20 protein-coding genes are annotated in these 16,913 nt (G+C 65.0%); 10 read left to right on the plus strand and 10 right to left on the minus strand.

Features of this window, described 5'->3' with window-relative positions; translation table 11 throughout:
* Positions 1-68: 68 nt before the first annotated feature.
* From ACEN9P_RS21895 to ACEN9P_RS21905, 3 genes are read right to left on the minus strand one after another with little or no spacing between them, the layout of a single operon-like run.
* Positions 69-1,166: an SMP-30/gluconolactonase/LRE family protein gene (locus ACEN9P_RS21895; protein WP_495620449.1), complete on the minus strand. Its 1,098-nt coding sequence runs from the start codon at positions 1,164-1,166 to the stop codon at positions 69-71.
* Positions 1,163-2,230, minus strand: a complete 1,068-nt coding sequence (gene mnmH, locus ACEN9P_RS21900; protein ID WP_477661675.1) for a tRNA 2-selenouridine(34) synthase MnmH — start codon at positions 2,228-2,230, stop codon at positions 1,163-1,165. The genes ACEN9P_RS21895 and mnmH overlap by 4 nt, the downstream gene beginning before the upstream one ends.
* Positions 2,227-2,919 (minus strand): arylesterase, encoded by a 693-nt coding sequence (locus ACEN9P_RS21905; protein ID WP_495620450.1) that lies wholly within the window; start codon positions 2,917-2,919, stop codon positions 2,227-2,229. Before ACEN9P_RS21905 ends, mnmH begins: the two co-directional genes overlap by 4 nt.
* Positions 2,920-2,968: 49 nt before the next feature.
* Here ACEN9P_RS21905 and ACEN9P_RS21910 point away from each other — a divergent pair, with 49 nt between their 5' ends.
* A complete protein-coding gene (locus ACEN9P_RS21910) occupies positions 2,969-3,688 on the plus strand; it encodes an ABC transporter ATP-binding protein (RefSeq protein WP_495622215.1) in 720 nt (239 codons plus the stop codon).
* Positions 3,689-3,719: 31 nt separating this feature from the next.
* Here the strand turns inward: ACEN9P_RS21910 and ACEN9P_RS21915 are convergent, their stop codons facing one another.
* On the minus strand, positions 3,720-5,981 hold the full coding sequence (locus tag ACEN9P_RS21915; RefSeq protein WP_495620451.1) for a protein kinase domain-containing protein: 2,262 nt from the start codon (positions 5,979-5,981) through the stop codon (positions 3,720-3,722).
* 35 nt (positions 5,982-6,016) lie between these two features.
* Entirely contained in the window at positions 6,017-6,895 is an 879-nt protein-coding gene (locus ACEN9P_RS21920; protein WP_495620452.1) for a c-type heme family protein, read from the minus strand.
* Positions 6,896-7,102: 207 nt separating this feature from the next.
* Between ACEN9P_RS21920 and rlmB the strand changes: the two genes are divergently transcribed.
* The gene (gene rlmB / locus ACEN9P_RS21925) at positions 7,103-7,852 is read left to right on the plus strand and encodes a 23S rRNA (guanosine(2251)-2'-O)-methyltransferase RlmB (protein WP_477661679.1); all 750 of its coding nucleotides are present in this window, start codon (positions 7,103-7,105) and stop codon (positions 7,850-7,852) included.
* 12 nt (positions 7,853-7,864) lie between these two features.
* Here rlmB and ACEN9P_RS21930 read toward each other — a convergent pair whose 3' ends face one another.
* The 4 genes from ACEN9P_RS21930 to ACEN9P_RS21945 all read right to left on the minus strand — a co-directional run bounded on the left by ACEN9P_RS21930 (position 7,865) and on the right by ACEN9P_RS21945 (position 10,594).
* The gene (locus tag ACEN9P_RS21930; protein ID WP_477661680.1) at positions 7,865-8,458 is read right to left on the minus strand and encodes a chromate transporter; all 594 of its coding nucleotides are present in this window, start codon (positions 8,456-8,458) and stop codon (positions 7,865-7,867) included.
* The gene (locus ACEN9P_RS21935; RefSeq protein WP_477661681.1) at positions 8,455-9,030 is read right to left on the minus strand and encodes a chromate transporter; all 576 of its coding nucleotides are present in this window, start codon (positions 9,028-9,030) and stop codon (positions 8,455-8,457) included. Before ACEN9P_RS21935 ends, ACEN9P_RS21930 begins: the two co-directional genes overlap by 4 nt.
* Positions 9,031-9,176: 146 nt before the next feature.
* Complete coding sequence (locus tag ACEN9P_RS21940) at positions 9,177-10,154, minus strand: bifunctional helix-turn-helix transcriptional regulator/GNAT family N-acetyltransferase (RefSeq protein ID WP_495620453.1); 978 nt, start codon at positions 10,152-10,154, stop codon at positions 9,177-9,179.
* An 80-nt stretch (positions 10,155-10,234) separates the two neighbouring features.
* Entirely contained in the window at positions 10,235-10,594 is a 360-nt protein-coding gene (locus ACEN9P_RS21945; protein ID WP_477661683.1) for a cupin domain-containing protein, read from the minus strand.
* Positions 10,595-10,670: 76 nt separating this feature from the next.
* Between ACEN9P_RS21945 and ACEN9P_RS21950 the strand changes: the two genes are divergently transcribed.
* The 7 genes from ACEN9P_RS21950 (at position 10,671) to ACEN9P_RS21980 (ending at position 15,980) form a co-directional block, all read left to right on the plus strand.
* On the plus strand, positions 10,671-11,519 hold the full coding sequence (locus ACEN9P_RS21950) for an AraC family transcriptional regulator (protein WP_495620454.1): 849 nt from the start codon (positions 10,671-10,673) through the stop codon (positions 11,517-11,519).
* A gap of 115 nt (positions 11,520-11,634) precedes the next feature.
* Positions 11,635-12,099, plus strand: coding sequence for a hypothetical protein (locus ACEN9P_RS21955; RefSeq protein WP_495620455.1), 465 nt, complete (start codon positions 11,635-11,637; stop codon positions 12,097-12,099).
* Positions 12,100-12,234: 135 nt separating this feature from the next.
* Positions 12,235-12,642: a hypothetical protein gene (locus tag ACEN9P_RS21960; protein WP_495620456.1), complete on the plus strand. Its 408-nt coding sequence runs from the start codon at positions 12,235-12,237 to the stop codon at positions 12,640-12,642.
* Positions 12,632-13,039 carry a hypothetical protein gene (locus ACEN9P_RS21965; RefSeq protein WP_477661687.1) on the plus strand — a complete coding sequence of 136 codons (408 nt, stop codon included), beginning with the start codon at positions 12,632-12,634 and terminating at the stop codon, positions 13,037-13,039. Before ACEN9P_RS21960 ends, ACEN9P_RS21965 begins: the two co-directional genes overlap by 11 nt.
* Positions 13,036-13,311: a hypothetical protein gene (locus ACEN9P_RS21970; protein ID WP_495620457.1), complete on the plus strand. Its 276-nt coding sequence runs from the start codon at positions 13,036-13,038 to the stop codon at positions 13,309-13,311. The genes ACEN9P_RS21965 and ACEN9P_RS21970 overlap by 4 nt, the downstream gene beginning before the upstream one ends.
* Positions 13,312-13,428: 117 nt before the next feature.
* Positions 13,429-13,836: a GNAT family N-acetyltransferase gene (locus tag ACEN9P_RS21975; RefSeq protein WP_477661689.1), complete on the plus strand. Its 408-nt coding sequence runs from the start codon at positions 13,429-13,431 to the stop codon at positions 13,834-13,836.
* A gap of 266 nt (positions 13,837-14,102) precedes the next feature.
* Positions 14,103-15,980, plus strand: coding sequence for a PAS domain-containing hybrid sensor histidine kinase/response regulator (locus ACEN9P_RS21980; RefSeq protein WP_495620458.1), 1,878 nt, complete (start codon positions 14,103-14,105; stop codon positions 15,978-15,980).
* A 13-nt stretch (positions 15,981-15,993) separates the two neighbouring features.
* Here the strand turns inward: ACEN9P_RS21980 and ACEN9P_RS21985 are convergent, their stop codons facing one another.
* Positions 15,994-16,209, minus strand: a complete 216-nt coding sequence (locus ACEN9P_RS21985) for a hypothetical protein (protein WP_495620459.1) — start codon at positions 16,207-16,209, stop codon at positions 15,994-15,996.
* 346 nt (positions 16,210-16,555) lie between these two features.
* Between ACEN9P_RS21985 and ACEN9P_RS21990 the strand changes: the two genes are divergently transcribed.
* A complete protein-coding gene (locus tag ACEN9P_RS21990; protein ID WP_477661693.1) occupies positions 16,556-16,864 on the plus strand; it encodes a hypothetical protein in 309 nt (102 codons plus the stop codon).
* The last annotated feature ends 49 nt before the right edge of the window (positions 16,865-16,913 follow it).

Below are 16,913 nucleotides of genomic sequence, written 5' to 3' on the forward strand. Positions count from 1 at the left end.
TACACCCCCAAAACCCGGCACACCCAGCGTGTAGCCGGGTTTTTTGTTGCCGGCCGCTGCCTTATTTCTTATTTGGGCAACCAGCCCAGCTCCCTGGCATGCAGGCTTTGCACATACAGCCTGTCCGCCGTCTCCGTCACGGCGGTGGTTTCGGGATAGGCGCCCGAAGGGTCCTGCAGGTCGGCCACCACTTTCCCGTCTTCCGTGAACGCCACCACATGGCCGTAGGCCTTGGGAATAGGCCACCAGGCGCGCGGCAGGCGAAGCGTGAGTTTGCGCATAAAAGGCTTGCGGGCCATGCCGTCAATCTTCGGGTTGCGCGGCTTGACCAGGCCCACCCAGACCTTGCCGTCCAGGCCGCGCATCAGGTTGTCGGGGTAGCCCGGCAGGTTGTCAAACAGCGGCTTGAGGCCGGCGCCGGGCTGGCCGATGTCCTGCTCCCGCGCATCCACCGGCAGTTTCCAGATGCGGTATCTGCCGGTTTCGGCCACAAACAGCGAGCGCTCGTCCTGGCTCAAGGCCACGCCGTTGGCAAAACTCAGGCCTTTTGCCACGACGCGTGTGGCCTGGGTCGCCGGGTCGTATTCAACCACCCGGCCCGTGGCGGACTGCTCCAGGATGTCGAGAACGCTGGCTTCGAAGGTGCCGCCCCAGTCCCGGGCGCCAAAACGGGTGGACGCATCGCTGAAGTACACCTTGCCGTTGCGGGCCACCACCACCGCGTTGGCATACAGAATCGGCGTGCCCGCGGCCTTGTCCGCCAGCAGCGTCACTTTTTTGTCCGGCGCAATCGACAGCAGGCCCCTGAAGGCGTCGGCGGCGATGATGTTGCCGGCCGCATCGAAGTCAAAGCCCAGCACGCGGCCGCCGGTGTTGACCACCACCTCCTGGCCGCTGCCATCCGGATTCATCCGCAGGATCGCGCCGCTGGCCACCGCGGCGTAGAGTTTTCCGTCGCGGGCCGCGACCAGGTGCTCTGGGCCTTCCTCTGTCCCCAGCGGGATGGTTTTCAGTTTGGCGAGTTTGTCGTTGGCCGCGAATGGGCCGCTGTAGCCGGGTTCGGCGGGCGCTTCCCAGCTTTGCGGCGTGATGGGCACCGGCCACAGGCACAGGTAGGCGGCCAGCCCGGCCAGGGCGACGCCGGCGGCGGCAAGGATTTTTTTCATGTTGTTGTCTCCTCCTGAAGAATGGCTCTGGCCAGCGCCGCCATGGTCTGCCTGGACCGGTCGGCCGCGTTGAGCGGGGTGGCTTTCGGGTACTGGCTGAAGTTGCGCTCCATGGAGCGCGCATAGCCCGGGTCGTAGTGCAGGGTGAGCAGCTCGCGCACCACCGAGGCCGCATCGCCGGCGCGCGCGCGGGCCTGCCAGTCCTGCACCGTGGCCTTGCCGCGCACCTCGGTCAAGGCGCCCAGCCGCTCGCAGAAAAACGCGGTGTCCTTGACGAAGAAGTCATAGTCCTCGAGCAGCAGCGCCACGCGCTCGTCCTCATGCAGGCGCAGGTCCAGGCAGGGACTGGCCCGCATGGCGGTCATCAGGCCTTCGGGCACCGCCACATTGCCGACTTTTTTACTTTCGCTTTCCACATACACCGCCCTGGCCGGGTCGAAGCCGCGCAGGGCGGACCAGATAGCGCTGTCAAAGGCCTTCTGGCTGGGCTGCTCAAGGCCGGGAATCGCGCCCAGCACCGAGCTGCGGTGCCTGGCCAGCGCCTCCAGGTCCAGCACCTGGGCGCCTTCGGCCGCCAGGGCTTGCAGCAGCCGGGTCTTGCCGGAGCCGGTGGGGCCGCACACCACGCGGTAGCGAAAGCGCGCTGCCAGCCGCGGCAGGTCGGCCACCAGCGCCGCCCTGAAGGCCTTGTAGCCGCCGTCGACCAGCGTGACCCGAAAGCCGATCTGCTCCAGCACCAGCGCCAGCGCGCCGCTGCGCTTGCCGCCGCGCCAGCAGTAGAGCAGGGGTTGCCATTCCCGGGGCTTGTCCAGCACCTCGCGCTGTATGTGTTCGGCGATGTTTTTCGCGACCAGGGCCGCACCCAGTTTTTTGGCCTCGAACTGGCTGATCTGCTTGTATTTTGTGCCGACGATTTTGCGTTCCTCGTCGTGCAGGCTGGGCCAGTTCAGCGCGCCGGGCAGGTGGTCCTCGGCGTATTCACCCTCGCTGCGGGCGTCGATGATGTCGCAGTAGCGGCCCAGGCCGGCCAGCGCTTCCTCGGCGGAAATGCGGTCCAGGCTCACTTGAGCAGTTTCTTGAGTTCAGGCCACACATTGGCCAGCATGCGGGGCTGCGACTGCTCGTTGGGGTGGATGCGGTCAGCCTGGAAAGCGGCCACCGGGTCGGCGGCGTCGGCGATGCCCTTGAGGAAAAACGGCACCAGCGCCACTTTTTCGGCCTTGGCGACCTTCGCGAACAGGCCCGAAAAATTCGCCGCATAGGCGCTGCCGTAGTTGGGCGGCACCTGCATGCCGACCAGCAGCACCCGCGCGCCGGCTTTTTTGGCGGCCTGTGTCATCGCGCTGAGGTTTTGCTCGGTCATCTCCAGCGGCAGGCCGCGCAGGGCGTCGTTGCCGCCCAGCTCTATCACCACCACGGCGGGCTTGTGCTGCGCCAGCAGGGCCGGCAGCCGGGAACGGCCGCCCGACGTCGTGTCGCCGCTGATGCTGGCGTTGACGACCCTGGTGCTTTTCTTTTCGCCGGCGAGCTGCTTTTCCAGCAGCGGCACCCAGCCGGTGCCGCGCTTGAGACCGTATTCGGCGCTCAGGGAGTCGCCGACGACCAGCAGCGTCTCGCCCTGGGCGGCGGAGGCGGGCGCCTGGGCCCGCACGGCCGGGACCGCGCCCAGCGCGGCGGCGGCCAGCAGCGCTGCCAAAGGTTTTACCAGGCGCCTGGCCGTTTGGACGGCAAGCTTGGTAAAGTCGGATTTCATATTTTCTGACAAGGCTGACATGTTTGAACCTGCGGTGAGTGATGCTTCCATGGGCTCTACGGCGCCCGGCTTTCCCGGCGCGGCTGCAAGGTCCCAGGCAGCTTCAATTATTTCCGTGGAGCATGTTTTCAAGTCGGTCACCGACTCCACCGGCACATTGGCCATTTTGCGCGATATTGACTTCGCGCTCGCGGCGCGCGAAACCGCCGCCATTGTCGGTGCTTCGGGCTCGGGCAAAAGCACCTTGTTGTCCATCATCGCGGGGCTGGACACGCCCACCGAGGGCACCGTCAAGCTGGCCGGGCAGGACCTGTTCGCCCTCAGTGAGGACGACCGCGCCGCCCTGCGCGCCCAGAAGGTCGGTTTTGTGTTCCAGAGCTTCCAGCTCATGGGCAACCTGACCGCGCTGGAGAACGTCATGCTGCCGCTGGAGCTGTCGGGCGCCAGGAACGCGCGCGCCCAGGCCACCGAGATGCTCAAGCGCGTCGGCCTGGGTGAGCGCCTGGGCCACTACCCCAAGGTGCTGTCGGGCGGCGAACAGCAGCGTGTGGCGCTGGCGCGGGCCTTTGTGGTGCAGCCGGCGGTGTTGCTGGCCGACGAGCCCACCGGCAGCCTGGACTTCGCCACCGGCGAGACCGTCATGTCGCTGATGTTCGAACTCAACCGCGAACTCGGGACCACCCTGGTGCTGGTGACGCACGACCAGGGCATTGCCGCGCGCTGCGAGCGGCGCATCACCATAGACGCGGGACGGGTTGTTTCGGCCTGAGCCGCCTGGGCCGGGCAGGCAGGCGCCGGGCTCAACGCAGTTTTTGCGCCGCGGCCAGGAATTTCGCCCGGTCGTCGGGCTTGTCGATCTGCAGCGCCAGTGCCTTGGCCAGGCCGCCCAGCGTGGTGTGGCGCGCCGACTCCTTGCGCACCAGGGTCTTGGCCAGCGGGCCTATGTACAGGCTCAGCATGCGTTCGAGCTGGGACTGCAACTCGGCGCTGAAATACTGCACATTGATGGAGGTCGAGGTCGCGGACGGTCCCGAAGGCGATGACAGTCCCGAGGGTCGGCTCATGTCCTGGTGCCGCAGGCCGGACACCGGCATGGACAGCACGCGGCTGGGCACGCTGGTGCCGCCGGTGGCGCTGGTAACACCGGTGCGCGGGCCCGAAGCCCCCAGCGGCGTTGAATGCACGGGCGCGCTGGCATTGCGCGGCCGCGCAAAGGCTTCGCGCGCCGTGGCGTCCGGGATGGAGACGGCCAGCAGGTCGCGCAGGCCCTGGGCACTCACCGTGCGCGGCACGGACTTCTTGACCAGCACCCGGGCCAGCGGGCCGATCAGCTTGGCCAGCTCGGTTTCGATCTCGTGCACGACTTCGGGCGTCAGCGAGGCCAGCGCGGCGAAGGAGGCCGTGTGCTCGAATTCCAGGTTGCGCGCCGCGGGCGCCGCCGGGACGGCATTCGGGTCCAGCACCGCGTAGATCTCGTGCGAGCGCAGGTGCTTGTCCATGTGCGGGCCGAGGTAGTCGAAATGGCCGGCCGCGCTGTCGGTGATGCGCGAGATCACGTCGTAGTAGGCGCGCGAGACCACCACCTGGTTGGGCCTGGCGAAATCCATGATGCGCTGGGCCACATTGATGCCGTCGCCCACCACGTTGACCCGGTTGTTGATGTCGAACACCATGCGGATGGGGCCCAGGTGCAGGCCCACGCGCAGCGACAGCTTGCGCCCGTACTTCTGCGCCAGCAGGTCGCGCAGCAGCAGGGCCGACTGCAGTGCCTCCTCGGGATCGCCCAGGAAGCAGATGGCCGCGCCGTCGCCAGTGTCTATCATGATGCGCGACGACTCTTTCACGCCGCCTATGGCCTTGGTGATCAGTTCGTTGAACAGCGACTTGACCACCACCTGCTGGTCCACCGAATAGGTGGAGTAGGACACCAGGTCCAGGAACATGATGGTGCCCAGCACGTTCTTGCGCAGGTTCTCGGCGCTGTTGAGCGGGATGGACTGCGAATTGGCGGCGTAGGCGAGCAGGGCGCTGTCGGGCGGCGCGGTGACCGTGCTGGTCTCAACGGGCGCCGGCACGGGCGCGGCCGGGGGCGTGGCGGGCGCCAGCACGCTGGCCGCGCGCAGGGTTTGCGTCTTGACGAAGTCCGAGCTCAGCAGCGCCTGGCGCAGCGCCGCGATATCCTGCGGCCGCTGGGTTTCGTTGGGCGTCATCGCCCAGTCGATGGCGCGCAGCAGGGGCGCGCCGAAAACCACCGCGCTGGCGGTGTCGGCGGCCTTGGGCATGCTGTCCTCGCGCACGCGCGAGGCCGACTCCATGGGCTTTTGCCCGGTCGTCATCCAGTACATCACCGCGCCCAGCGAATAGACATCCGTCCACGGCCCCTGGTGGCCCTTGCTGTGGTATTGCTCGAAGGGCGCGAAACCCGGGCTCACGATGTTGGTCATGTCCTGGTTGCCGGTCAGGCGCCTGGCCGCGCCGAAGTCCAGCAGCACCGGCGTGCCGTCGGCGCGGATGTAGATGTTGTCCGGCTTGATGTCGCGATGCAGGAAGTTCACCTTGTGCACCGCCTCCAGGCCGTCCATCAGTGGGTAGACGATTTTCAGCAGGCCCTGCTGGTCCAGTGCGGGCTGCTTGGCCAGCCAGCGCTTGAGCGGGTCGCCCGACTCGTACTCCATGACGATGTAGGCGGTGCCGTTTTCCTTGAAGTAGCGCAGCACCCGCACGATGTTGGGATGGCGAAACGAGGCCAGCGCGCGGGCTTCGTCCAGGAAGCGCTCCAGGCCCCACTGGAACTGGCCCTTGTTTTCGCCGGAGCGGACGTGGACCGACAGGTCGGCCGAACGCACGGCCAGGTCGCCCGGAAAATACTCCTTGATGGCCACCGGCAACTGCAGGTTGATATCCTGCGCCAGGTAGGTGATGCCGAAACCGCCGCCGCCCAGCATTTTTTCAATGCGGTATTCAAAGACGGTCTGCCCCGGCGCCAGGGCGGCCACATCCCCGCTTCCCGGGGCGTCGGGCCGCACGGGCAGGGTTCGGGTCTTGTCTTCGGGCTCGGTCATGCGTCCGGCATTGTGGTGGGCGGGTGATCGCTCGGTCAGTCGCCGCGGTCAATCATCTGCATGGCTTTTTCCAGGCTGCGGCGCATGCGGTTGAAGGAGCTGCCCAGCACCGCCACCTCGTCCTTGCCCCCGTCGGTGAATTCGGGCACCTCGAAGTCGCCGGTGCTGACCTTGTCGGCCGCCTGCGACATGCGGCGTATGGGCCGCACGATGAGCCAGCTCAGCATCAGGTTGAGCACCACGAAGACCACCACGAATACCGCGGCCAGCGAGGCCATGAAGGTCTTGAAGGTGCGCTCGGCGTTGCGGATGGGAATCTCCATGGGCACCGTCACCACCTGCGCGCCTATGATTTCATTGTGTTTCCAGCCGAAGCCGTTGGCCTCGCCGTAGATCTTGATCATGCTGGCCGGCGCGGCGGCCGGCACACTGTGGCACTGCAGGCAGGCCGCGTTGGTGATCTGTATGGGCTTGGCGATATACAGCAGCCGGCCCGTGGCCGCGGCGCGCTCCGAGATCAGCTCTTTCGAGTCGGCGTTCTGGCGGAACTGCTGGACGATGTCGGCTTCCCAGTCGGTGGCGCGGTCGCGCGGGTTGGTCGGGTTCAGCGTCGCTTCCTTGTAGCCGTAGTCCCGGTACTTCTTCTGGATGTGGCCCAGGGTTTCGGTGGCGGCGTAGGCCGGCACGGTTTGCGGCAGGAAGACCTCCTCGAGCTGCTTCTCCAGGTGCGGCTTGATCTGCTCGACCGTGTAGGCGCGCACCGAGAGGGCGGTGTCCATCATGAGCCGTGCATTGCGCAGGACTTCCTCGCGGGCGTTTTCCTGCAGCAGCTGGCGCGATATGAACCCGGCGGCGCCGAAGCCTGCCAGGAACACCACGATCAACACCAGATTAAATTTAAGCCTCAATCCCATAGTGCCCCCAACTGTGCGCGTGATTGCGGAAACGTCCTGCCCTGCAGGATCAACAAATTGTTACTATTTTAGACTTACCCAGCCCGCATTGTGACCGCCGGTCGGCCCCTGTGCACCGGTAGTAATGCCTAAGAAGCTATTAACGCTCTAAACAGGGCTCCGTGGCGACCGTCAACAGCTTGCAGGGCTGCAGTGATAATCCCTTGCATGTCATCTACCCCCAAAGTCCTTTTTGGCTTCCATGCTGTCGGCGTGCGCATCAAAACCGCGCCCAAGTCCGTTCTGGAGGTGTTTTTCGACGCTTCGCGCCGCGATGCGCGCATGCGCCAGTTCATGGACCGGGCCCGCGAGGCCGGCATACGGCTGATCGAGTCCGACGGCCTGCGCCTGGCCAAGATGTGCGGCAGCCACGGCCACCAGGGGGTGGTGGCCCGGGTCGACGCGCTGGCCCAGGTCAAGTCGCTCGATGAGCTGCTCGAGCAGCTCGAGGAGGCCGGTGTTGCCCAGCCGCTGCTACTGGTGCTGGACGGCGTGACCGACCCCCACAACCTGGGCGCCTGCCTGCGCGTCGCCGACGGCGCCGGCGCCCATGCCGTGATCGCCCCCAAGGACCATGCGGCCGGCATCAACGCCACCGTCGCCAAGGTGGCCAGCGGCGCGGCCGAGACCATGCCTTATTTCATGGTCACCAACCTGGCCCGCACCCTGGGCGAGCTCAAGGAACGCAACATCTGGTGCATAGGCACCAGCGACGACGCCGAAAAAACCATTTACGACGTGGACCTGAAAGGCCCGGTCGCCCTGGTGCTGGGCGCCGAAGGCGAGGGCATGCGCCAGCTCACGCGCAAGACCTGCGACGAGCTGGTCAGCATCCCCATGCGCGGCGCGGTCGAAAGCCTCAATGTGTCCGTGGCCAGCGGCGTCTGCCTCTACGAAGCCTTGCGCCAGCGGCGCTGAAGCTCGCCCGCCTCAGACCAGCCCGTACCAGCCCAGCAGCGCGCCCGCGCCCAGCAGCCACAGCAAATGGATGCGGGTGCGCCAGACGATGATGGCCGAGGCCGCCGTCAACAGCCATACCGGCCAGTCCTTCAGCGAACTGCCGTTGGCGCCGGCCAGAATCCAGCTGGTGGCGATCAGCAAGGCCACCACGATGGGGCCCATGCCCTGCTTGAAGGCGCGCACCGCCCGCAGCTCGCGGTTGCGATGGCCCCACTGCGCGGCCGTGTAGGTCAGCGTGGTGCTTGGAATCAGGATGCCCAGCAGCGCCAGGAACACGCCCAGCAACCCGCTGAGCATGCCGCCGGCGTTCAGGCCCACATTCCAGCCCATCAAGGCGATGAACAGCACATTGGGCCCGGGCGCCGACTGCGCGATGGCGATGGAGGCGTTGAACTGCGCGTCGGTCAGCCAGTGCTGCTTGTCGACCAGGAAACGGTGCATGTCGGGCGCGGTGCTGATGGCGCCGCCCACCGAGAGCAGCGACAGCGAGAGGTAATGCAGGAACAGGTCAAACCATTCGCGCGCGCCAAAGGCCAGGTGCAGTGTTTGCAGCGGTTCGTTCATGGCGCGAGCTTTCGGTAGGCCAGCACGCAGGCCGCCAGGCCCAGGCTCAGCAGCACATAAGCCAGCGGGATGCGCAGCAGCGCGATGGACACAAAACACAGCAGGCCCAGGCCTATGCACAGCCGCAGGCCCAGCACGTTTTTCTTGAGCGCGCCGAAAAGCTTGAGGCCGGTCGCGCCTATCAGCCCGGCCGCCACCGCGGCCATGCCGCGCAGCGCGCCCGCCACGCCGGGGTGCCCGGCGAACTGGGCATACAGCACCGCCAGCAGCAGCACCAGCACCAGCGGCACCGTCAGCATGCCGGCCAGCGCCGCCAGTGCGCCCTTGAGGCCGAAATAGCGCCCGCCCACCATCAAGGACAGGTTCACCACATTGGGGCCCGGCATGATTTGCGCCACGGCCCAGTCCTCGATGAACTCTTCACGCGTCATCCAGCGTTTTTTCTCGACCAGCTCGCGCTGCACGACAGCGAGGACGCCGCCGAAACCCTGCAGGGCCAGCAGCGTGAATGAAACAAAGAGGTCGGTGAGGGATTTGGGTTGCGGATGCTCTTGCGCGGGCAGGGGGCTCATGCGCCGATTATCGCCGCGCATAACGCAATCCCCGGTGAGCGCGCAAGAAGCCGACGCGCTTCATCTGCTATTCAAACAATAGCCCGCTCTTCGTGGTTCACGAGGCCCCCGGGCTGAAAACCTCCGGAACTTTTAAGGCTGTAGCCTTAAAGCTTTAGCGCCCAGGTCTCGCCCACCAGCTCGTGGCCAAAGCCCTGGTAGGGCTCGCTCTTGACCAGCTTGAAGCCGCGCTTGGCATAAATCGCACGCGCCGCCGCGAGGCAGCTGTTGGTCCAGAGCACCATTTTTTTGTAGCCCTTGCCGCGCGCGAAGGCGATGCATTCGTCCGACAACCGCCCGCCCAGGCCCAGGCCGCGCGCGCCCGGCGTGAGGATCAGCATGCGCAGTTGCGCCACCGTGGCCGACTTGCGCACCACAAACACCGCGCCTACGCGCTCGCCGTCGAGTTCGGCGATCCAGCACTTCTCCCAGTCGGGCTGGTGATTCTTGAGGTACTTGCCCGCGATGTCGGCCACCAGCGCTTCGAACTCGCTGTTCCAGCCGTATTCGCGCGCATAGATTTCGCCATGCTGCTGCACCACCCAGCCCATGTCGCCGGGCCGCGGGTCGCGCAGCACCACGGTGCGCGTCGCCGCGGCCTCACCTGGGCCGGCCAGCAGGCGCTGCACCGTGCCCATCGCGCTCACCACCTTGTGCTGGTCCTCAGGCGCCAGCGGGGCCAGCAGGGCGGCCGCCTCGTCGCGCGACTGCTGCTGCAGCGGCGCGAACACCTTGTGCCCGGCCTGCGTCAGCTTGAGCAGGCTTTGCCGCGCGTCGGCCGGCGAGGGCACGCGCGCCAGCCAGCCCTGGCTTTCAAAGCGCCGCAGGATGCGGCTCAAATAGCCCGCATCCAGCGACAAATCGCGCCCCAGCTCGGTCGCGGTAGGCTGGTCGCGGTGGGCCAGCTCGTAGAGCACCCGCACCTCGGTCAGCGAGAACTCGCTGCCCAGGTAAGGGTCCAGCACGCCTATGCGCTGGGTATAGAAGCGGTTAAAGCCGCGTATCGCCTTGATGTACGCCGTGGCGGCGACCGGTGCGGCCGCGGTGACGGACGTGGGGAGGGTGGGGGAGCTTGATAGAGCCATGCCAGCTATCGTCAAGCAATTGGTTGACAAAGTCAAGTAATTGGATTCCCCCAAATGCCCTCGATCCCGAAAACCCGGCTTCAGATCACCCTGCGCGGGGCCGCCGTGGCCGCGTCGCCGCTGTTGGGCGCGCCCGTCGGTTCTATCAGCAGCAGCTGCGCCTCCTGTGCCGCGCGCGGCCGGTGCCGCACGCCGCGCGGCACCACGTAAAGCTGGCCGGGCTTGAGGATCACGGTAGGGCTGCCTTCGATGTCGATGTGCAGTTCCCCCTTGAGCACCAGAAAGAAATCGTCGCTGTCGGGGTGCGAATGCCAGCTGTACTCGCCCTGCACCTTGACCACCATCACGTCGTGGCCGTTGAATTCGCTCACGGTGCGCGGCTGCCAGTGGCCCTCAAAGCTCGCGAGCTTGGCCTGCAGGTCTATGGCGTCTGTTTTCACGGAAAACTCCTCTTGCGTTGTGTCGGAAGAAAGGAGTCTGCTTGTCCGCGCCTGCCGCGTCTTGTACGATTGTTTCATGCACCATGCCCAGCCACCCACTGCCCAGGACTGGGCGCGCTTTCGTCCCGGCGCGCTGGCCGGCGTGACGCAGATGAAGGCCCACTTCACTGAACATACGTTTGAGCGCCACAGCCACGAAACCTATTCCATAGGCGTCACCGCCTCCGGCGTGCAGACCTTCCACTGCGGCGGCACGCTGCACGCCAGCCTGCGCGGCGACGTCATCCTCTTCAACCCCGACGAGCCGCACGACGGCCAGCGCGGCACCCAGGAGGGCTTTGGCTACAGCATGCTGTATGTGGCGCCGCAGGTGGTCGATGAATGCCGCGACAAGGAGGCCGGCCTCGACATGGCCGCCTACTTCCGCCAGCCCGTGGTGCGCGACGCGGCCATGGGCCGCGCGCTGGCGCGAGCCATAGGCGCGGCCGGCCAGGCCCAGGAGTCGTTGCGCGCCGAAGAACTTACGCGAGACGTGCTGGTGCGGCTGCTGCAGCGTTACGGCGAGCGGCGCAGCGCGGGCGAGGGCGGCAAGGCCGCCGGCGCGGCCCGCATGGCCCGCATACGCGACTACCTGCGCAGCCGTTACGACCAGGACATCACGGTGGACGCCCTGGCGCGCGAGGCCGGCCTGTCGCGTGTGCACCTGACCCGTGCCTTCGCCCGCCAGTTCGGCGTGCCGCCGCACATTTACCTCAATGCCGTGCGCCTGGAACGCGCCCAGTCCGCCATGCTGGCCGGCCGGGGCCTGGCCGAAGTGGCCGCCGCCTGCGGCTTTGCCGACCAGAGCCATTTCAGCCGGCGTTTCAAGGGCAGTGTGGGCTTGGCGCCTGGGGCCTGGTTGCGGCAGATGAAGCATGGGCGCTAGCCAAACCATGCCACCCTAGTCCATTGTGAGGAGGCCGTTCACGGCCCGCGCCCCTAGAATCGCATGCAGGAGTGGCCCTTCCATTCTCAAGAAGCGATCCAGGAGGAGTTTGCCGATGCGTTCAGTTCCCCTCATTGCGGCAGCGGCCGTGTTGCTCGCGGCCTGCGCGAGCCAGCCCTCTGCGGAATTCATGGATAAGGCCGCCGGCGAGCGAATCTATGGTGTGGTGGTCTCACTGTCGGACGTCCCGGACAGCGACATCTTGGCCGGCAGTGCATGTGTGCGGCGTGACATTGTGTGTGCCATGTCCCTGCGGGCCAGGGAGAACCAGTACGCGGCGCTCGCTGTCTCCGGCCGCAATGTGGTGGGCAAGGTCCTGGTCCCGACCAGCATGGGGTTTAGTCCCGGGGACATCTTGCAAGCTGAGGTCTCGCGCGACCCGGCTCGCCCGTCCAGGTATACCGCCATGGGTGTGAGGTCACCTCAGCGCAGCCCCAACTGCGATTGGGTGGATGGCAGTGTTTCCGCGGGCAAGGGTGGTGTCGTCTGTTTTGGCTGGTCTTATAAAAGCCTGCTTTGACCCGCGCACGCAGATGGTGGCGGAAGATCAGTTCACACAGGTGCGCCCGGCGTCAAAGTGTCCATTGCGGTCATTGCCAAGGCGTGACGGCGTCGCTTCCTGAATCGGCCAAGCCATCAAGCGTAGTGCCCAAATATGTACGACACCCATTTCCTGCCAAGCGCCATCTTCCTGCTTTCAGCGCTTGGCATTGCGGCCTATCTTCTGTACGCGCGGCGCCATCCGGCTGCTTCCCGCGTCGAGTTGGCGATGCGGCAGTTTCTTGACAGCGTTGTCCACGCCGGGGACGCGCGTTTCGCATTTGAAGGCCGTCACGCCGTCATCGTGCGCAAGGATGAAGATACAAGCAACGGCGAGCACACAAGCTATATCCTGACCATTTATGCCAGAAACCCCTATGGCGAATACTTCTCTTTCAGATCGGATGGCCACAAGCCCTCCGTCCGCCATCTGGAGCATCGCCTGGCGCGCATCATCCTGAAGCATGAATACCTGGCCCCCGAGGCGGCGGGCCGTTCCAAGGGGACAGCGGATGAGAATTGATTTCTCCAGAAGTGCGGACCAGGTTGTCAAAGACCTGACCCGCAATGAGACCCTCTTTATCCTTGCCGGCATGGCGATTGCCTTTGCTGCCGAGGTGCTCCACGCGTATTGCATGCCCAACGTTTCGATCTGGACCGTGCGTGGCCTGTTCTTTCCGGTTATCAGCGTGGCCTCGCTTCTGGCCATGGTGTCTTCCATCGGCATGCAGAACTCACTGAAAGAGCGCGGAGCCCCTCATGCCGTGGAAAGCCGCAGGCAATGCGTTCAGTTTTTGATTAACGCCAACGATATCGAAGGAATGCGGCTTTTGAAAGGCGTTGGAATTGCGGCCAATATTTATTGCGCTGCCTTTGGCATCATTGCAGGGATCTGCATCGCATCTTTTGTGAATCCATGATTGACGCCTTCGCCGTCCTCTGCTGCTTTATCGGCGGCCTGTTCCTCTTTGGCGCCTGGAAGCTGCTGATTTCCAGGCATGAGCCGGACATCCAGACCCAGCCCGTGAGCTGGACGGACATCCTTCTGGAGTTGCTCACGGACGGCGGCTGGATAGAGTTCACCGCCGTGGATCGCTTTACCGCGGTCTTTGTGCTGTTTCTGATTGGTATGTTTTTCCTCTGGAGCGGGCTGTATATCGGGCTGGCATGGGGCGATGTCGTTGTGGTGTGATGCCGAAACGCACCAGGTGCGAGGCCGCCTGTTCTGGTGTCTTTGGCCGAAAGCTGTCCATTGCGGCGATGGCCGAGGCCGGATAAAACGATGACGACAAACTCTATCCCTTTGCCCATGACAAACATCACCGTTGAATACCGCCACAACTACCCGCTGGACCCGCTTGACGTCGTGCGCGTCTTCGACCAGTCCGGCCTCAAGCGCCCGACGGGCGACCTGCCCCGGATCGCGCGCATGTTCTCCGTGCCCAGCCTGGTGCTGTCGGCCTGGGTGGGCGATGAGCTGGTGGGCCTGGGCCGCTCGCTGACCGACTACGCTTATTGCTGCTACCTCTCGGACCTCGCCGTCGACAAAAAGTACCAGGGTGCCGGCATAGGCAAGGAGCTCATCCGGCGCACGCGGGCCGTGATTGGCGACCAGGTGTCGCTGATACTGCTCTCCGCGCCCGACGCCATGTCTTACTACCCGGCGCTGGGCTTTGAGCCAGCCAGCAGTGCGTTTCTGATCCGGCGAAAGTACTAAGGCCAGGCACTGCAGCCGGCCCGCAAGCGCTTACGGGCTTTGGAACGCGGCGTTCTCCTACAGAATGTTACTTTTGGCTTGACTATATTGAAGTGGCGACCCCATCCGGGGGCCGCACTCACTCCTCTGGATTTACCAGTTCAAGGCCCGGGCCACCCGGGTTTCTTTTTGTCCGGGCCCTTTGTGATGCCGTATTTGTACGCAGCCAGCTCAAGCTTCATGCCGCACACCTGCGAGCCGATGGCCGGGGCGGGAGACCGAGCGCCGTGAGCCAGCATACCGTCCTGCCCGTGGATTCCGTCAGCATCGAACGCTTTCGCCTGCTGGTCGATTCCGTGGTGGACTACGGGATCTTCATGCTGGATCCGGACGGGCACGTGGTGTCATGGAATGCAGGCGCAACCCGCATCAAGGGCTATACCGCCGATGAGGTGATGGGGCGGCATTTCTCCATGTTTTACACGGACGAGGCCCGGGCTACCGGCTGGCCCCAGCAGGAACTGGCCTTCGCCAAAAAGAGGGGCCGCTTCGAGGACGAGGGCTGGAGGGTGCGCAAGGACGGCTCGCGCTTCTGGGCCAATGTGGTCATCACCGCGCTGACCGATCCGGACGGGACCCATGCGGGATTCGCCAAGGTGACCCGCGACCTCAGCGAAAGGCGCAGGCAGGAGCAGGCCCTGCGCGAAAGCGAAGAGCGGCTGCGCCTGATGGTGGAGGGCGTGCAGGACTATGCGATCTTCATGCTGGACCCCGAGGGCATCATCCAGAGCTGGAACACCGGCGCGCAGATCCTCAAGGGCTATACCGCCGTCGAAGCCATAGGCCGGCACTTCCGCATGTTTTACCGGCCCGAGGAACTGGCGCTGGGCATGCCCGAGAACGAGCTGAGGGCGGCGCTGGAAAAAGGCCGCGCCGAAGAGGAGGGCTGGCGCGTGCGCAAGGACGGCAGCCGGTTCTGGGCCAATGTGGTCATCACGGCCATCCGCGATGCCGAAGGGCAGTTGCGCGGCTTCGCCAAGATCACCCGCGACATGTCCGAGCGCCGGCGGCTCGAGGAGCTGGAGCGCTCCAGCCGGCGCATGAATGAATTCCTGGCCATGCTCGCGCATGAGCTGCGCAACCCGCTGGCACCCATACGGAACGCCGTCACCGTGCTGCAGCTTGAGCCCGCGCCCAGCCCGGTCGTCAAAAACAGCCGCGAGATGATAGACCGCCAGCTCACTCATATGACACGGCTTGTCGACGACCTGCTGGACGTCGGGCGCCTGAGCACGGGCAAGATACATCTCAAGAAAGAAAACGTGCTCTACAACCAGGTCCTGAGCCGGGCCGCGGAGGCCATGCGTCCCATGATGGACGCCAGGCACCACACTTTCTCCCTGGAGCTGCCGCGGGACGACGTCTATGTGGACGCCGACAGCATACGGCTGACCCAGGTGATCCAGAACCTATTGACCAACGCGGCCAAGTACACGCCGTCGGGCGGGCGTATCACGCTGCGCTGCTGGACGGAAGGCGCTCAGGTGTGGACCGAGGTGCTAGACACCGGGCTGGGCCTCACGAAGACCGCGATCCAGGAGATTTTTGAGTTGTTTTCCCAGGGCGACATGCAGTCGGCCGCCAAGGAAAGCGGCCTGGGCATAGGCTTGACGCTGGCCAAGTCGCTGGTGGAAATGCATGGCGGCGTGCTCAGCGCCGAGAGCGAGGGCCCCGACAGGGGAAGCCGCTTCAAGTTCTCAATTCCCGGGGCCAGCGCAGGCAGGCCGGTGACGGCCGATGAGCCCGCCAAAAAATTCCTGGTTGTTGACGACAACCGGGATGCGGCCGACAGCCTCGCGGAAGTGCTCCGGCTCCTGGGGCATTCGGCCAAGGTTGCTTACAACGGGCCCGACGCGCTGGAGATCGCAAAAACCTACAGGGCGGACGCCGCGCTGGTCGATATCGGCATGCCGGGCATGAATGGCTTTGAAGTCGCCAGCGAGCTGCGCGGTTTGCCTTACGGCCCGGGCATACTCATTGCGGCCATCACGGGTTACGGCCACGAGGACGACAAGAGCCGGACCCTGGCCGGCGGCTTTGACTGCCACCTGGTCAAGCCTGTCGATTTCCCGGCCCTGGAAGACCTGATCCAGCGCCTGGACTGAGCCGGCAAGGCGCCTAGCGGGGCAGGGGCGCGTCCGCCAGCAGCCTGCCCATGGCCTGCTCGAATGCGGCGTCTTCCCTGCATTGCTCGATTTCCGCGGCCGTCGGCGCGGGGCCGGTACCCTGCTGGTGCGCGACCATCTTCGCCGCCAGGCTGTTGTGGCGCTGCTCACGCGCGGCACTGTCGGCGTGCCGGGTTTTCTCGAGGGCGGCATCCCCGGGAAGGGGCAAACGGGTGGGCAGAACGGCGGGCATGTGTTTCCTTGGGTGTTGACTGAATACTGACAGGTCAGGCGCCCGCGCGCCATGTCATTTTGCACAGCTTGAGTGAGTAGTTTCCCGAGAGGCCGACGCGAGGCTCTTGGGCGCGCAATATGTCACGGTGCTGGGGTATTCATCACTTTTCGGACCGCTTCGGATTAAGCCGGCGGCGGCCCGGCTCCAGTTTTGAAGCAAAAACAGGAACTAATTTCGGTGAAAAATTCCCTTTACTCCCGCGGCTGTTGACGCGCTCCTGCCATAACGCATCATCCTCCCATCGCTGACTCACCACCATGCAGGACCCAGATCACAAGCCATGGGCACGTTTACTTCCCAGCCGGAACTTCCTGAAAAAGTAGCGCTCGCTTTTGTCGATGCCACGGCGGCGCGGTGGTCGATCCCGCAGGTTGAACTCTATGAAAAAGAGGCCCTGGTGATGGTGACGGTTGAAACACTGCCATCAGACGGGAAAGAAGTTGATGTGGCCGTCAAACAAGCCGTTGCGCGGGCGCTCAACAAACTGATCCCCCCTGACTCCGACCACAAGCTGGGGCTTTGGATGGTGGTCTTTTGTTGCGAGGGCCATGTGTATGACACGATTCATCCGAGTGAGTTTAATGATTGAACAAGTCGTGAATTCCGGTCTCCCGTAAGCATCCCGACATCACTCATCA

Source organism: Polaromonas sp. Polasp52, from assembly GCF_059491565.1.

Coding starts and splice junctions, on each gene's coding strand:
- ACEN9P_RS21895 (WP_495620449.1), bottom strand. CDS start 1,166: ATGAAAAAAATCCTTGCCGCCGCCGGCGTCGCCCTGGCCGGGCTGGCC.
- ACEN9P_RS21905 (WP_495620450.1), bottom strand. CDS start 2,919: ATGAAATCCGACTTTACCAAGCTTGCCGTCCAAACGGCCAGGCGCCTG.
- ACEN9P_RS21910 (WP_495622215.1), top strand. CDS start 2,969: ATGGGCTCTACGGCGCCCGGCTTTCCCGGCGCGGCTGCAAGGTCCCAG.
- ACEN9P_RS21915 (WP_495620451.1), bottom strand. CDS start 5,981: ATGACCGAGCCCGAAGACAAGACCCGAACCCTGCCCGTGCGGCCCGAC.
- ACEN9P_RS21920 (WP_495620452.1), bottom strand. CDS start 6,895: ATGGGATTGAGGCTTAAATTTAATCTGGTGTTGATCGTGGTGTTCCTG.
- rlmB (WP_477661679.1), top strand. CDS start 7,103: ATGTCATCTACCCCCAAAGTCCTTTTTGGCTTCCATGCTGTCGGCGTG.
- ACEN9P_RS21930 (WP_477661680.1), bottom strand. CDS start 8,458: ATGAACGAACCGCTGCAAACACTGCACCTGGCCTTTGGCGCGCGCGAA.
- ACEN9P_RS21935 (WP_477661681.1), bottom strand. CDS start 9,030: ATGAGCCCCCTGCCCGCGCAAGAGCATCCGCAACCCAAATCCCTCACC.
- ACEN9P_RS21940 (WP_495620453.1), bottom strand. CDS start 10,154: ATGGCTCTATCAAGCTCCCCCACCCTCCCCACGTCCGTCACCGCGGCC.
- ACEN9P_RS21950 (WP_495620454.1), top strand. CDS start 10,671: ATGCACCATGCCCAGCCACCCACTGCCCAGGACTGGGCGCGCTTTCGT.
- ACEN9P_RS21955 (WP_495620455.1), top strand. CDS start 11,635: ATGCGTTCAGTTCCCCTCATTGCGGCAGCGGCCGTGTTGCTCGCGGCC.
- ACEN9P_RS21960 (WP_495620456.1), top strand. CDS start 12,235: ATGTACGACACCCATTTCCTGCCAAGCGCCATCTTCCTGCTTTCAGCG.
- ACEN9P_RS21965 (WP_477661687.1), top strand. CDS start 12,632: ATGAGAATTGATTTCTCCAGAAGTGCGGACCAGGTTGTCAAAGACCTG.
- ACEN9P_RS21970 (WP_495620457.1), top strand. CDS start 13,036: ATGATTGACGCCTTCGCCGTCCTCTGCTGCTTTATCGGCGGCCTGTTC.
- ACEN9P_RS21975 (WP_477661689.1), top strand. CDS start 13,429: ATGACAAACATCACCGTTGAATACCGCCACAACTACCCGCTGGACCCG.
- ACEN9P_RS21990 (WP_477661693.1), top strand. CDS start 16,556: ATGGGCACGTTTACTTCCCAGCCGGAACTTCCTGAAAAAGTAGCGCTC.